The organism is Methylobacterium sp. CM6244 (assembly GCF_054817885.1).
Genome location: NZ_CM139247.1, coordinates 5031628 through 5046483, shown reverse-complemented (window position 1 = coordinate 5046483; position 14856 = coordinate 5031628). Strand labels below are relative to the sequence as shown.

The window sequence follows — 14856 nt, the reverse complement described above, 5'->3', positions numbered from 1 at the left end:
GAATGTCGGCATCACGTCCGTTCCGCGCCGTCGCGATTCCATGACGGTCAAACGTTTTTTCGACCATTGTTAGAGAACTCGCCCGATGATGCAGGTTGCCATCGACCCGAGCGAAAGGCGCGACGCTGGCTCCCGCAAGCCCGTCGCTGACAAGGTTGTTGCTGACAAGCCGGTCGCGGCCAGGCCGGTGAAGCCTGGGTCGAAGCCCGCCGCGCGCGGTCGCATGGTCGTTCTCGGAACGTTGGGCTGCGTCGCCGTGGCCGGCCTGTCCTACGCGGCCTATTCGGCGATGGGCAGTCTCGCTGGTCCGCAGGTGGCGCGGCCGAACCTCTACCAGATGCAGAAGGCGCAGGCCCTCCAGGCCAAAGCGGCCGATTGGCCCGACCTGCGCGACGGCGTGCCGGCCCTGGCCTCGGCCGCCGGATCACGCGCGCCGGTCCGGGAGACCGGTATTCAGCTCGTGGAGAGGCGTGCCCTCGTCGAGGAGCCGGTTACGGCCGAGGCGATGTCGAAGGTTCAAAGTCCCGCGCCGGTCGAAGCCACTGCCAAGGTCGAAGTACCCCCGAAGGTCGATACTCCCGTGACGCTGGCGGCGGCGACGCCCGCTCCCTCGATCGTCAAGGCCGAAGCGCCCCGTCCGAAGGCGCTGCCGCCGATCGAGCCGGTGAGCCTGGCGCTGCCGCCCAACGCACTCTCGCCCATCGTGCCGAACCGCGTCGCTTCGGTGATCGCCCCGAGTGCGGCCCAGACCATCCGCGCGCGCTCGGCCGCCACCAGCTTCGCGTCGCTTCCCCCCGAGCCGACCCGTACCGAGGCCGGTGCGGAAACGTCGAAGCCCAGCGCCAGCGTGGTCGTGAAGCCCGCCGCCAGCGTGGTCGTGAAGCCCGCCGCCAGCGTCGCCAAGCCGAGCGTGGCTGTTGCCAAGCCCAAGCCGGTCAAGCCCGTGAAGCCCGTGCAGGAAGCCAGCGCCGAACCCGCAGCGGCACCCGCAGCGGCACCGGAACCCGAACAAAGCGAAATCTTCGGCCTGAAAGTGCCGTCCCTCGCCCCGGCCGGTCGCAAGATCGCCGAGAGCGTGGAAGCCCTCGGCAACGCCGTGAAGAACCTGCCGAACCAGTTCTGACCCTCGACGATAACGGGGGTTGATGACCCGAATGGCCTGTCCGGAGCCTAGATCTCGTCCCGTGGCGGGTGCCCGAACAGGGCCTTGTAGGCGCGGCTGAAAGCGGCCTCCGACGTATAGCCGACCCGCAGCCCGATCTCGCCGACCCGTGCCTCCCGCCTCGCCAGCATGTCTCGCGCGAGGCTGAGCCGCCACTCGTTCTGGTATCGCAGCGGCGAGCGTCCCACGAGTTCGGTGAACCGCTCGGCGAAGCCCGAGCGGGACATGCCGGCGAGGCCTGCCAATTCGTCGATACGCCAGGGCTGCATCGGCCGCTCGTGCATGGCCTTGAGCACGCGGGCGATGCGGGCATCGGAGAGACCGCTCAGCCAGCCGGACGAATGCCCGAGATGGACCCAGGTCCGCAGGGTGCGAATCACGAGCAGATCGATGATCCGCGAGATCATCAGGGCCGCGCCGGGCTGCGGGTCGGTCGTCTCCCGCATCATGAAATGCACCATGCCGTCCAGCCATTCCGCCCCTTCGGCGTGTCGGATGTGGATGAGGTCCGGCAGGGCCGCGATCATGCCGCGAAGGCTGTAGGGGTCGAACCAGAACCGACAGACGATGACCGTCGCCGGCTCGGGTGATGCGACGAGCGGTGCAGCCCCGGGGCCGCGTGGCAGGAGCATGAGGTCGCCGGTATCCAGCACGAGCGGTTGTCCGGCGCTTCCGCCGACCTGAAGCACACCTGCGGCGACGACGAGAACATGGGCCGCATCGACGTCCAGTTTCAGCGGCTCGCCGTGCGAAACGGTGCGGGCCTGGACCCGGTCACCGTTCAGCCGAATCTGGGCCAACACCAGCGACAGCAGATCCGCGTTCTCCGCGCCGGCGGAAACGATCTCCGGACGATCGGTCAAGTCTTTCGGCGGATCCGTCATGGCCGATGCGGGGTCCAAAAATTACACATGCGGTCCTTGGAGACGTTTCCCCGCTGCGGTGATGGGCAAGGTCTCACGAGCACCGAGGATACCGCAAGGCCTTCAGCGCGCTGGCGCTACTTTGCCGATCCTCGGAGCGACGGGCACATGAGAAGGACATCGACATGCCAGTTCCCGCGTCGACACAATGGCTGACATCCTACTATTTCGTCCGTGCCGGCGTTGCCGCCGCCTGGGTCGCCGCAGCCGTGACCGTCGGACGAAGCGTATCCCCGGTCGCGGCGGCCCTTCTCGTGGCGTATCCCGCTTGGGATGCAGCGGCCAATCTCGTCGATGCGCAGCGCAGCGGTGGGTGGAGAGCCAATCCCAGCCAGATCGTCAACGCCGCGATCAGCACCGTCACCGCCCTCGCGGTCGCCGTCTCACTCGGCCTCAGCCCCCACGCGGTTCTCGCGGTGTTCGGCGTCTGGGCGGTTCTCTCCGGAATGTTGCAGCTCGCCACCGGCATCCGGCGCTGGAACAGCGGCGCTCAATGGGCGATGGTTCTCAGTGGGGCGCAATCGTCGCTCGCGGGCCTCTTTTTCCTCGCGAAGGCGAACGACGTCGCAACGCCCGGCATCATGGACGTCGCACCCTACGCCGGCTTCGGCGCTTTCTATTTCCTCGTCTCGGCCGTGTGGCTGGCGGTGGCACGGGCACGGCAAGCCTCGGTGGAGGGCACAGCGTGATGTCGGGATCGGCAATCATGGCCGGGTTCCATGCTCCGGCCTCCTCGCATCACGGTCGCGAGGCCGTGTTGCAGATGTGCGGGCTCGAAATCGGCGGGATCGAAACTGAAGGCGTTGGCGCGATCGTCGAAGAAGGGGCGACCGGAACATGACGCGAATCCTGCCGTGGCGTTTGGCATTCTGGGCGTGTCTTCTGGCGGCCGCCGCTGCGCTCGCCCATCCGATGGAGCGGGAAGGAGCGGTCATGAACGTCGACTGGCGAGTGGAGCCCCATGCCGGGATCGGCCGTCTGGTCTTCGGTCTCACGCCGGGGGAGGTCGCCTCCGCGGCGGTCGCGGTCTACGGCACCCCGACACCGCTCATCCGAGGAGCGGATGCAGCGGCCGATACCGAAGGCCTGATTGCCGCGTTGGGACCATCTCTGTCGGCGGCCGACATCTCCGCGATGAGGCGAGCCGCCACCGATCTGGCGAGCCTGGACCGGCAGAACCTCGAGAAGGACCGCACGCCCATCCTTCTGGAATATCGCAACGGCCGGTTGGATGGCGTCACGGTCGAAGCGCGTCATGCCGAGACGCATTTTCGGAACGAACGGATCTTCTCCCTCGATGCGCGGGAGGTGCTGCGCCTGTTCGAGCGGGCGAACGGCGCCCCCGGCCGATTCCGGTCAACCGAAGCCGCCTTCGACAACCTCGCGGTCTCGCTTTTCTCGTTCAGCCGGGTCTCACCGGACGGCAAGGTCCGGGTGGTGCGGGAGGACGACCCGGATTTCACCGAGCGCTCCGTCACCCTGCGCCGGACGCCTTACCGGCCCGCGAACGAGATGGATCAGTTCGTCACGGCGTCGTTCGAATGACGGAGCGGTGTTGGCAGCGCCCTGCTCCCTCCGCGAGCCGCTATTGGAGGCAATCATTTTGCCGGATGCGCGGCTCTCCTCCCCCTTGTGGGGAGGAGTTGGAGGTGGGGGTGGTTGGGCGACCCTCAAGCTGCGGAGGCAAGCGGCGCCACCCCCACTCCTAACCTCTCCCCACAAGGGGGAGAGGAACGCGGTTCCTTTTAGCGCGGACGGCGCTGCGGCGGCTTCTTTCCGGCTTCCCGCTCGTGGCGGGCGGCGCGGGGGCTCTTGAACCCCTTCGGGCCCTCGGCCTCACGCTCGGGCTCGCCGCCGAGAAGCGCCTCGACCTGGATTTCCGGCGAGCCGTTCTTGGCGAAGGTGGCGGCGAAGCGCGAGGCGGCGCCGCCACGGATCTCGAACTTGGTCTCCCGGTCGAAGATGCGGATGGCGCCGATCTCCTGGCGGCCGATATTGCCGCGACGGGTCAGCATCGGCAGGAGGCGGCGCGGATCGGCATTGTCGCGACGGCCGAGATTGAGCCGGAACCAGACCGAGGGGCCTTCCGCATCGATCCGTGCCGAATCGGCGGGGTCGTAGACCTTGCGTTCCTTGCGCTCGGGGCCGGCGCCCGGATCGGTCACGTCCTCGGGCTCGGGAAGGCGGGCGCGGTAAATCTTGGCCAGAGCGGCGGCCAGTTCCTGCGGCGTGCGCTGGGCGAGCAGAGCCTCGCCCATGGCGAGGTCTTCCTCGGAGGGCGTCTCGGTGAAGAGCGGGTCCTGCCACATGCGCTCGCCGTCGAGGCGGCGGATCTCGTCCGCCGTGGGCGGGGCGGCCCATTCGGCATTGACCTTGGCGATGGCCAGCATCTGCTCGGCGCGGCGGCGCTTGGAGGCCGGGATCAGCAGGACGCTGGTGCCCTTGCGGCCCGCGCGCCCCGTCCGGCCGGACCGGTGCTGCAGCACCTCGGCATCGTGGGGCAGATCGGCATGGATGACGAGGCTCACCGTCGGCAGGTCGATGCCGCGTGCGGCGACGTCGGTAGCGACGCAGACCTTGGCGCGGCCGTCACGCAGGGCCTGGAGCGCGGCGTTGCGCTCGCCCTGGCCGAGCTCGCCCGACAGGGCGACGGCCGAGAAGCCGCGCTCGGTGAGCACCGCCTGGAGATGGCGGACGGCGTTGCGGGTGTTGCAGAAGACGATGGCGGTGGGCGCATCGGTGTAGCGCAGGGTGTTGACCACCACGTGCTCGATCTCGCGCGGTACCACCCGCACGGCGCGGTAGGTGATGTCGGTATGGCCGCGCTCCTGGCCCTTCACGGCGATGCGCAGGGCGTCGTTCTGGTAGCGCTCGGCGAGACTGGCGATGGCCTTCGGCAGGGTCGCGGAGAAGAGCAGGGTGCGCCGCTCCTTCGGGGTCACCGAGAGGATGAATTCGAGGTCATCGCGAAAACCGAGATCGAGCATCTCGTCGGCCTCGTCGAGGACGGCGACGCGCAGGTTCTGGGTGGCGAGGTTGCGGCGCTCCAGATGGTCGCGCAGGCGGCCCGGCGTGCCGACGACGATATGGGCGCCCTCGGCGAGAGCCCGGCTCTCGCGGCGGGGGTCCATGCCGCCGACGCAGGCGATCACGCGCGCTCCGGTCTCGGCATAGAGCCATTCGAGCTCGCGCTGGACCTGAAGCGCGAGTTCGCGCGTCGGGGCGATGACGAGGGCCAGCGGCGGGCCGGGCGGATCGAGCCGCTCGGCATCGCCGAGGAGCGTGTCGGCGAAGGCGAGGCCATAGGCGACGGTCTTGCCGGAACCGGTCTGGGCCGAGACGAGGAGGTCGCGGCCCTGGGCCGCCGCCTCGATCACGGCACTCTGGACGGGGGTCGGGTCTTCGTAGTTGCGGGCCTCGAGCGCTCGGACGAGCGGGGCCGGCAGGGTAGGAAAGGGCACGGGGCAGAGGCCTTGCAGGCAGACAAGGCAAACCCTGCGGATTCGAGTCACCCTGAGTGGCGACGTCGCTGCATCCGGTCGTGGGTCCGGCCTCGTTCGGTTACGGAGCGTGTGCTTCTAGCCGCAATGCGGCGCCGACGCCACGCCCCATGCTGCAATGCTTCCAAGCGTGGTTTGCGTGCATCCCGTGGCGAGGGCACCGGGCGGGCCCTCCCATCCAAATCCTTACCGCGGCCAATGCGGGCACGATCGGTGAAGGCGGATCGCCCAAAACGACGTCCGACACGAAAGGGGGCCCCGACGGTTGCCCGTCGGGACCCCACATTGGTTTCGAGTTAAGCTGTGTAAGATCAGATGCTCGGTGCCCGTTCACACCGAGCATCGTTCATCATGCATGTCGAACAAGCCTGGGCCCGTCCGAAGACACGGATCGGATCAGCTCCAAGTAAACTCGTTGGTCAAATGGGCCATGGGCGTCTGGCCGTTCACTTCGGCTACGTCGATATTGGCGCCGATATTGCCCTCTCCCCAGACGATGTTGCCCGGATTTCCCGCATCTTGGTACGAGGAATTGGTCACCACCGTATTTTCGTTCACGCCCCAGAGCAGCGCGTTCGAGAGAGGATCTCCCCGTCCCTGATCCGACGCGATGTTGTCGAAGGAGCGCGTGAAGTCGAAGGTGTTGTTCTGGCCGTAATCCGCGAACGCGCCGTTGCCCATATGGATCGTATCGACGTTGCGGACGGTGCCGTTGTCCGACCCCTCGAAGATGACCCCCTGACCGCTCGGCGAATTGTTGCCGTCGATCACGCCGTTCGAGACGGTGACGTTGTCGCTGTAGTAGATCGAGATGTTGTCCTCGGTCCAAGCGACGTTCGGGTCGTTGTGGACGTAGAAGTTGTTGAGGCTGCTGTCCGGCGACTGGCCCATCTGCACGAGCTGTCCGCGGGGGAAGGGCCCGCGCATATCGTAGCCTTCGATGTTCTCCAGTTCCGCACCCGGCGAGTATTGGATGAGCACGCCCGTCGAGGTGTCGTGGAAGGTCGCGTTCGTTACGCTCAGGTCGTCGGCTTCGAAGGCCGAGATCCCGTAATGGTCCGGGGTCCGTTCGGCGCCCGTCTCGGGTGCGCCCTCGTTGAAGACCTCCACGTTCTGGATATCGACGTTGTCACCATCCATGACGCGGATGCCGGCGCCTTCCTCGGTGCCGCCGTTTCCATTGAAATGGATGCGGACATTCTCGACCGTGACATTGTCCACGCGATCGATGTCGATGCCGGGACCGCTATCGACGTAGATGTCCATGTCCCGAATGACATCGCCTTCCTGGGCGACGATCGTCCCGTCATGGCGCGTGAGAGGAGCGTTGCCGCCCTCGGTCGAGGGCTCGTCCACGGGTGCCGGCTCGGAGGGCTGCGCGACGACCGGGGGTTCTTCGGGCGAGGGCGTCGCTCCGATGTCGGGCACCACCACATCCGGCCCCTCGGGGATGGGAGCCGGAGTGTCGACCTCGGGCACCGAACCCGAGAAGCCTTCGCTGAACGCGTTCGTGTAATGGGCCATGGGCGTCTGGCCGTTCACTTCGGTGACGTCGATGCCGGCGCCGATATTGCCCTCTCCCCAGACGATGTTGCCCGGATTTCCCGCATTCTGGTACGAGGAATTGGTCACCACCGTATTCTCGTTCACGCCCCAGAGCAGCGCGTTCGAGAGAGGATTTCCCCGTCCCTGGTCCTCTGCGATGTTGTCGAAGGAGCGTGTGGAATCGAAGGTGTTGTTCTGGCCGTAATCCGCGAACGCGCCGTTGCCCATATGGATCGTATCGATGTTGCGGGCGGTGCCGTTGTTCGACCCCTCGAAGATGACTCCCTGACCGCTCGGCGAATTGTTGCCGTCGATCACGCCGTTCGAGACGGTGACGTTGTCGCTGTAGTAAACCGAGATGTTGTCCTCGGTCCAAGCGACCTTCGGATCGTTGTGGACGTAGAAGTTGTTGAGGCTGCTGTCCGGCGACTCGCCGAATTGTACGAGCTGTCCGCGAGGGAAGGGCCCGCGCATATCGTAGCCTTCGATGCCGTCGAGTGTGGCGCCCGGCGAATATTGCACGAGGACGCCCGTCGAGGTGTCGTGGAACGTCGCGTTCGTCACGCTCAGAGCCTCGGCCTCGAAGGCCGAAATCCCGTAATGGTCCGGGGTCCGCTCTGCGCCCGTCTCGGGTGCGCCTTCGTTGAAGACCTCCACGTTCTGGATATCGACGTTGTTGCCCCGCATGATGCGGATGCCGGCGCCTTCCTCGGTGCCGCCGTTTCCATTGATATGGATGCGGACGTTCTCGACCGTCACATTGTTTACGTTGTCGATATCGATGCCGGGACCGCTATCGACATAGATGTCGAGGTTGCGAATGACATCGCCTTCCTTGGCGACGATCGTCCCATCGTGGCGTGTCAACGGAGCCGCGCTGGCGCTGGATGCGGATGTCGCCCCGGCGTCTGACTCCACCACCACAGGGACGTCGGAGGCGGGTTCCGTGCTGTCGATGACCGGAACCGTGCTTGAGACGCTGCCGTCGGCAAGTCCCGAAACGACGTCGGATATCGGGCTCGACCCCAGGCCCGTGTCGGAGGCGGAACGCGCGTCGTCGCACGATGCGACGTGATGTTGCGAATGCTGCATTCAATTTCCAGTTGTGTCTGCGGCCGGTCCTGATGCCGACCCTCTCAATCCGCTGCTGTTTTGGCCACGGATCCCCATGAGCATCGGCGTTGTTTGCCGACACTATTCCCAAGATTATTGTCGCACTGATGAGCGAATAATCGGATCGTACGAATTACCAGCCGGCACTAAGAAGAACTTCCTCTGTGCCAATTGGCAAATGTACAGATCGGTACACTTCAGTATTCTAGTTCTTTATTGTCACAACAAATCTTAGTGAGCAGATCTTGTTCAAAATGTGTCACGGATGATTTTCGATCATCGGCGCGAGGTTCGCCGGTCCCGCCTGAAAAGCGGGTCGTATGACGGTGCGTGCACTGTGGCGGATCGTTACTACCGGACGGAAACGGGGCTCTCGCACAGCATGCCGCTTCCCATCCGCCGAGGTCCCGGAACCCCTTGGTGCGCGACCGCCTGAGCCCGGCCCTTCGCAATCGCGGCCATGGCGGCGGCTATGTGGCGTGGCGGATCTCGCCGAGGTGGCAGTGGCCGCGAATGCCAGTGACGGCGGGCTTTGCCGCCGTCCGCATTGGCGGATGCTACTTCGCTAAAGACCGAGATAGCCCCGATGCGCACTTTCTCGAAGAACGCGCGGCAGTGATGATGGTGGCGGTGCGCTTCCCATCGGAGCAGTCAAACGCAATCGCCTGGATAGCGTCGAACGATCGTTCATATCATCTCAGTGGAGACGATCCGATGATATACAATGTCCAGACATTGCGGGCGATCGCGGCCTATCTCGTTGTTGGCTTTCACTGCCAAATCTTGCTTTTCGGTGATCTGAAATATTCAATGGGGGCTTGGGGCGTCGATATATTCTTTGTGATAAGCGGGTTCGTGATGGCCTACACCACCGACGGCCGGAACGTGAGCCCACGTCAATTCATCGTCAAACGACTGGTTCGCGTCCTTCCCCTATACTGGTTCATGACAATCGCTGTCTTTCTCACGGCCCTATCGATGCCCTTTCTATTCCGCAGCGTCGATGCCGGGCCGGCGCAGCTGCTCATGTCGCTGGCGTTCATTCCGTTTGAGAAATCGAACGGTTTGATCCAGCCGGTATTGTTCCTCGGATGGACGCTCAATTACGAGATCTTCTTTTATTGCCTCTTTTGTCTGAGCCTGTACATTCAGACGGAATTAAATCGATACCTTTGTCTCAGCCTCACCATGGTCGCGCTTGTGATCCTCGGAGCGATGTTTCGCCCCGAGGATGCGCTCGGCCGGTTTTATACGGACCCGATCATACTCGAGTTCGTCGCAGGCATATGGATCTATTACATCGCGCGACACGTCGCGATTCTGACGAGCCTCTTCAACGTCCCGATGATCGGCACCTTGGGCCTCGCCAGTTTCGGTCTTTTATTGGCGGCAGAGTTTCTTTGGCCGACCGTTCCCCGCTTCATCGGCCTCGGTCTGCCTGCAGCTTCACTCGTCCTCGCCGCGATCTTGCTGGAGACCAAGGGCGTCGTCTCGAAAACCACCTTTGCCATAGAACAGGGCAACAGCAGCTACGCGCTATACCTGACGCATTTCCTGTCCTATCAACTCTGCGAGAAGATTGTCTTCAAAGCTTTCGATCCGGAGAGCCTCTATTTGAGATTGGCCGCATTCGTTAGTGCAGTGGCGCTCGCCGGAATTCTTGCCTGGATCGTGCATCGTCAGATCGAAATCCCTCTCACCCAAAGCGTCAGGGATGTGTTCACTGGCTTCTGGCGTCGATCTCCCGCCCGGCCGTAGCATCGGGTCGGCGGACCTGAATGGTCGGTGATTCGAACGGCCGGCTGGGGCCTTTCGAGAAGCCCCATCCCCGTCGTGACCCGGGACCTGCTAAGGGAGGCTCTGGTGCATGGGGCCAAAGAAGACTCTCAGGCAGGAACCTTGATGGACGTGCTCGTCATCGGCGCAGGAATCGTCGGCCTCGCGGTGGCGCGGGCCCTCGGCCGGCGCGGGCATTCCGTCATCGTCGCCGAGGCCGAAGGGGCCATCGGGACCGGCGTGTCGTCGCGCAGTTCCGAAGTCATCCATGGCGGCATGTACTATCCCGCGGGCTCCTTGCGGGCGCGTCACTGCACGCGTGGCCGCCGGATGCTCTACGAGTTCTGCCGGAGCCACGGCGTGCCCCATGCGCGTCCGGGCAAGCTCATCGTCGCCACCTCCGAGCCCGAGCGGGCCGCCCTGGAGGGAATCGCCGAACGCGGCCGGGCCAACGGCGTCGAGGGGCTCGCCTTCATCGAGGGCCGGGAGGCCCGCGCCCTGGAGCCGAACCTCGCCTGCGTCGCGGCATTGCATTCGCCCGAGACCGGCATCGTCGACAGTCATGCCCTGATGCTCGCCCTGCAGGGGGATATCGAGGATGCCGGCGGGGCCATCGCCTTCCATAGTCAGGTCGGCGCGATCCGGCGCGATTCCGGCGCCTGGCAGGTCGAGGTCTGCGGCGAGGACTTGTCCTTCGACGCCGTCGTCAATGCCGCCGGCCTCGGCGCGCAGGCCGTGGCGCGGGCGGTCGAGCCCTATCCGGGCGAGCGCATCCCGAGGCAGGTCCTCGCCAAGGGCAGCTATTTCGGATGCCTCGGCCGTCCGGCCTTCTCGCGGCTGATCTATCCCGCGCCCATGGAAGGCGGGCTCGGCATCCATCTCACCCTCGACCTCGCCGGTCGGATGCGCTTCGGGCCGGATGTGGAGTGGGTTGACGCGCCGGACTACGCAGTCGATCCGGCCCGCACCGAAATCTTCGCCCATGCCATCCGGCGCTATTGGCCGGGACTGGCTAAGGATGCGCTGACGCCGGATTACGCCGGTATCCGCCCTAAACTCACCGGGCGGGGCGAGGCGGCGGCGGATTTCCTCATCGACGGGCCGGCCGAGCACGGCCTGCCGCACCTCGTCCACCTGTTCGGAATCGAGAGCCCCGGCCTCACATCGAGCCTGTCGCTGGCCGAGGAGGTGGCGGATCGGCTGGTCGAGGCCGAGGCGTGAGGGCTACCGGATTCCCACATCTCCTCGACGGCTGTTCCTTCATCCGAGAGGGTTCAACCCGAAGCGCGACGTGCTCCCTCTCCTGGAAGGAGAGGGTGATCGCATATGGCACCACGCCGTCATTCCGGGTCGCCACAGGCGAGCCCGGACCCGGAGGGCCGCGCCGGAGGCGTGCAATCCAGAGCCGCCGACAGTGTAAAGTCCTGCACCACTTGTGTTTCCGGATCCCGGGCTCCGCTGCGCGGACCCGGGATGACGGGGTGGTGCCAGCGGGTTTCTGACAGGCAAATCGGCATATGCGATCGCCCTGCCTGGAAGGAGAGGGCTGGGGTGAGGTGCGGTCCATCTCCGGAAAGCTCACACACCTCACCCTGTCCCTCTCCTTCCAGGAGAGGGGACCCGCGTCTCCTGTGAGATGTGTGACTATCGTAGGCCTGAGGACGGGGCGTCGGCCCGTTGACACTTCTGCTGGGCGCGCAATCGTCCTGAGATGCAGCGTCCGGCTTCACGCCCTAGCGCGCATGGTCCTGAAAGACCTCAAGCCATGACCGATCTCCAATTCGTCGCCCATCAGCCGCCGAAACGTTCGGTCCTGATGCGTCCCGGTTCCAACCCGGCATCGAGGAGCAGGTCCGCCGCGTTGCCGACGAAGGCGTTTCCGCCGCAGATATAGACGTGGCGCGGAGCCCCGAGCTTGCCCAACGCTTCGCCGATCATCGCCCCATCGATCCGGCGGCCACCGGCGCGCGTCAGATTGAGCATCAGGTCGAAATGCGCCTCGTCACGGGCGCGGACAGCCAGTTCCTCCGCGGCGATCGCCTCATCCGCCTCTCGCACCGAGTAGAGTAGCAGGGCGGGCACGTGAGGCGCCGCCGCCGCGCGGTGGCGCAGCATCGCCAGCAGCGGCACCACGCCGGACCCGCCGCCGACGAGAAGCAGGGGGCCGCCATCCTCCGGGCGCCAGACGAACGAGCCGCCGATGGGGCCGCGCAGCTCGATCGTGTCGCCGATCTCCGCCACGGAATCGAAGAAGCCCGAGACCTCGCCTTCGGGCAGGCCCTCGATCATCAGTTCGATGGTTCCGTCCGTGCCCGGCGCCGAGGCGATGGAGTAGCTGCGCTGGGCCTGGTAGCCGTCGGGAGCCGTCAGGCGCACGTCCACATGCTGTCCGGCCAGCATCGGCCGGTCGAAAGCGGTCCGGAACCGGTAGCTCTTCACCCGCCGCGTCACCGGCTTGATGGCGAGGAGGGTGGCTTGTTGCCAGGGGAGGGGCCGCGCGGCGGGCTCAATCACCGGTGAAGCGCTGCTCACGCCAGGGATCGCCGTACATGTGGTAGCCGCGCAGCTCCCAGAAGCCGCCCTCGTCCTTCTTGGTGAAGCGCAGGCCCTTCACCCATTTGGCGCTCTTCCAGAAATACAGGTGCGGCACCAAGAGCCGGGCCGGGCCGCCATGGTCGGGCTCGATCGGCTGCCCCTCGTAATGAGTCGCCACCATGGCCTTGGGGCCGGTGAGGTCGGCCACCGGCACGTTGGTGGTGTAATCGTCGTAGCCCTCGGCGAGCAGATAGTCCGTCGGTGCCGAGATCCCCGCCGCCGCGAGGATGTCGTCGATGCTGACGCCCTCCCAGCCGGTGTCGAACTTCGACCATTTCGTCACGCAGTGGATGTCGCCGCGCCAGGAGGTCCGGGGCAGGGCGGAGAATTCCTCCCAATTCCAGCTCTTGATGGGTCGCGAGCCCTCACGCAGGGTGAAGCTCCAGCTGTCCATGTCGATGCGCGGGTTCGGACCGATCTGCAGGACGGGAAAGTCCTGTTCGAGATACTGGCCCGGCGGAAGCCGCTCCTGCGTCGCCTCCGGTGGCCGTCGTCCCGTGAAACCGCGTGTGGCCATGCTCGTCTCCGTCGTCGCGCTTGCCGTGCGACTTCCTTCGAGCTTCAGAACCAGCGGGTCAAGCGGAGCCCGGAGACTCGCCCTCATCCTGCGCATGTCCCGGCAGGATGCCTTCGGCCACGAAGAGAATACCCTCCGGCCGGTACGAGATCTTCGCCGTGCCGTCGATCTCCTGTGCCAGAGCCCGCTCGATCAGCCGCGATCCGAAGCCCTTTCGTGTCGGCACGGCCACCGGAGGACCGCCTGTCTCCTGCCAGAGAACGCGGAAGGAGAAGGACGCCGTGTCGTCGAGGAGGCTCCAAGACAGCCGGACCAGGCCGGTATCGTTGGACAGGGCCCCGTATTTCACCGCGTTGGTGGCGAGTTCGTGCAGCGCCATGGCGAGCGCCAGGGCACCGCGCGGCGGCAGCCTGATCTCGCCGCCCTCGACATGCACGCGCTCCCGCCCCTTGCTCTGGAACGGGGCGAGGGCGCGTTCGGCGATGTCGGCGATGGAGGCGCTGTCCCAGGCCTCCTCGGTCAGCACATCGTTCGCCGCGGCAAGCGACACCACCCGGGCTTCGAGGGACCGGCCCGCCTCCTCCAGGGTGGGAGCGGTTCGCAGGGTCTGGCGGATGATCGACTGGATCAGGGTGAGGGTGTTCTTCACCCGATGGGTCAATTCGCCGGCGAGGAGCGAGCGATGCTCTTCCGCGTGTTTGCGCGCGGTGATGTCGAGGGAGACCCCGGCCATGCTGACGGGCGTTCCATCGGGACGGTAGACGGTCTGCCCGCGGATATGGACCCAGCGCAGGTCACCGGACGGCGTGACGACCCGGTACTCGATATCGTAATCGATGTTCTGCTCGATGGATCGGCGCATCTGCGCCTTCATCCGTTCGCGGTCGCCGGGATGGATCGCGGCGCTCATCTCGCCGTAGCTGAACGGCTCATCGGGATCCCGGCCGAAATTCGCCCGGAAGTGGTCGGACGTCTCGAGCGTCATCGCGACGAGATCGAGGCTCCATGAGCCGATCTGGCCGGCGGTGAGCGCGAAGCGCAGATTCGTCTCGCTGCGGCGAAGCGCGACGGTGCGGCGCTCCACCTCGGCCTCCAGCGCGTCGTGGTCGTTCTGCAACCGGACCAGACGGTCCTTCTCCAAAGTCACATCGTATTGCGAGGCGAAGAAATACGCGACCTTGCGTTGCGAATCGAAGACCGGTGCGATGAGGAGGCGGTTCCAGAAAACCTCTCCGCTCTTGCGATGGTTGAGCAGGTCGATCTCGATCGGAACGGCTCTGTCGATGGCGTCACGAATGCGGGCAACGGCCGCCGGATCGGTCTTCGGGCCCTGAAGGAACCGGCAGTTCCGGCCGAGGATTTCGTCGCGGGAGTAGCCGGTGGCGCGCTCGAAAGCGGCATTCACGAAGACGATGGGGATGTCCGGCAGGTTCGGGTCGGCGATGACCATCGGCATCCGCGTGGCCCGGAGGGCCGCGGCGAAAGGGTCCGGTCCGTCGACGGTGCGGGCGATCTCCGAGGCGATCCGCTCCTGTTCGGAAAACCGGATCACGATACGGCGCCCAGGATGGTCCAATGTCTCACGCGTTGCCTCGACCTAGAATCCGACCCGTGCGCGATGAAGCGATTCGGACATTATTCGTTGTACGCGTGAGCTAAGCTTAAGCAAGGCTTCATCTCGACTTATCTGACAGCTCTCTCGTGAAGAGTTCCCTGGCCGTTATT

Annotated in this window: 13 protein-coding genes; 7 read left to right on the top strand and 6 right to left on the bottom strand. The window is 65.4% G+C overall.

What is annotated here, in order from left to right:
- Positions 1-85: 85 nt before the first annotated feature.
- Positions 86-1123 carry a hypothetical protein gene (locus tag ACYQML_RS23895; RefSeq protein WP_461234253.1) on the top strand — a complete coding sequence of 346 codons (1038 nt, stop codon included), beginning with the start codon at positions 86-88 and terminating at the stop codon, positions 1121-1123.
- Positions 1124-1170: 47 nt separating this feature from the next.
- Here ACYQML_RS23895 and ACYQML_RS23890 read toward each other — a convergent pair whose 3' ends face one another.
- Positions 1171-2046, bottom strand: a complete 876-nt coding sequence (locus ACYQML_RS23890) for an AraC family transcriptional regulator (protein ID WP_461234252.1) — start codon at positions 2044-2046, stop codon at positions 1171-1173.
- 164 nt (positions 2047-2210) lie between these two features.
- On the opposite strand from ACYQML_RS23890, the gene ACYQML_RS23885 reads away from it, so the two are divergent.
- From ACYQML_RS23885 to ACYQML_RS23875, 3 genes are read left to right on the top strand one after another with little or no spacing between them, the layout of a single operon-like run.
- The gene (locus ACYQML_RS23885; RefSeq protein ID WP_461234251.1) at positions 2211-2774 is read left to right on the top strand and encodes a DUF308 domain-containing protein; all 564 of its coding nucleotides are present in this window, start codon (positions 2211-2213) and stop codon (positions 2772-2774) included.
- 17 nt (positions 2775-2791) lie between these two features.
- Positions 2792-2926 carry a hypothetical protein gene (locus ACYQML_RS23880; RefSeq protein WP_461234250.1) on the top strand — a complete coding sequence of 45 codons (135 nt, stop codon included), beginning with the start codon at positions 2792-2794 and terminating at the stop codon, positions 2924-2926.
- On the top strand, positions 2923-3630 hold the full coding sequence (locus ACYQML_RS23875; RefSeq protein ID WP_461234249.1) for a hypothetical protein: 708 nt from the start codon (positions 2923-2925) through the stop codon (positions 3628-3630). The genes ACYQML_RS23880 and ACYQML_RS23875 overlap by 4 nt, the downstream gene beginning before the upstream one ends.
- Positions 3631-3830: 200 nt before the next feature.
- On the opposite strand, the gene ACYQML_RS23870 is transcribed toward ACYQML_RS23875, so the two are convergent.
- Together ACYQML_RS23870 and ACYQML_RS23865 are read right to left on the bottom strand one after the other, a co-directional pair.
- A complete protein-coding gene (locus ACYQML_RS23870; RefSeq protein WP_056426018.1) occupies positions 3831-5546 on the bottom strand; it encodes a DEAD/DEAH box helicase in 1716 nt (571 codons plus the stop codon).
- Between the two features lie 435 nt (positions 5547-5981).
- The gene (locus ACYQML_RS23865; protein WP_461234248.1) at positions 5982-7997 is read right to left on the bottom strand and encodes a right-handed parallel beta-helix repeat-containing protein; all 2016 of its coding nucleotides are present in this window, start codon (positions 7995-7997) and stop codon (positions 5982-5984) included.
- A 79-nt stretch (positions 7998-8076) separates the two neighbouring features.
- Between ACYQML_RS23865 and ACYQML_RS23860 the strand changes: the two genes are divergently transcribed.
- The 3 genes from ACYQML_RS23860 (at position 8077) to ACYQML_RS23850 (ending at position 11240) form a co-directional block, all read left to right on the top strand.
- On the top strand, positions 8077-8205 hold the full coding sequence (locus ACYQML_RS23860; RefSeq protein ID WP_280136548.1) for a hypothetical protein: 129 nt from the start codon (positions 8077-8079) through the stop codon (positions 8203-8205).
- A 458-nt stretch (positions 8206-8663) separates the two neighbouring features.
- Positions 8664-10001, top strand: a complete 1338-nt coding sequence (locus tag ACYQML_RS23855; RefSeq protein ID WP_461234247.1) for an acyltransferase family protein — start codon at positions 8664-8666, stop codon at positions 9999-10001.
- 144 nt (positions 10002-10145) lie between these two features.
- Positions 10146-11240, top strand: coding sequence for an NAD(P)/FAD-dependent oxidoreductase (locus tag ACYQML_RS23850; RefSeq protein ID WP_461234246.1), 1095 nt, complete (start codon positions 10146-10148; stop codon positions 11238-11240).
- 570 nt (positions 11241-11810) lie between these two features.
- On the opposite strand, the gene ACYQML_RS23845 is transcribed toward ACYQML_RS23850, so the two are convergent.
- Genes ACYQML_RS23845 through ACYQML_RS23835 form a run of 3 tightly spaced genes read right to left on the bottom strand, consistent with a single transcriptional unit; the run spans position 11811 to position 14683 of the window.
- Positions 11811-12533: an FAD-binding oxidoreductase gene (locus ACYQML_RS23845; RefSeq protein ID WP_461235777.1), complete on the bottom strand. Its 723-nt coding sequence runs from the start codon at positions 12531-12533 to the stop codon at positions 11811-11813.
- Entirely contained in the window at positions 12526-13131 is a 606-nt protein-coding gene (locus ACYQML_RS23840) for a sulfite oxidase-like oxidoreductase (protein ID WP_461234245.1), read from the bottom strand. The genes ACYQML_RS23845 and ACYQML_RS23840 overlap by 8 nt, the downstream gene beginning before the upstream one ends.
- Positions 13132-13189: 58 nt before the next feature.
- Positions 13190-14683, bottom strand: coding sequence for an HWE histidine kinase domain-containing protein (locus tag ACYQML_RS23835; RefSeq protein ID WP_461234244.1), 1494 nt, complete (start codon positions 14681-14683; stop codon positions 13190-13192).
- Positions 14684-14856 lie beyond the last annotated feature (173 nt).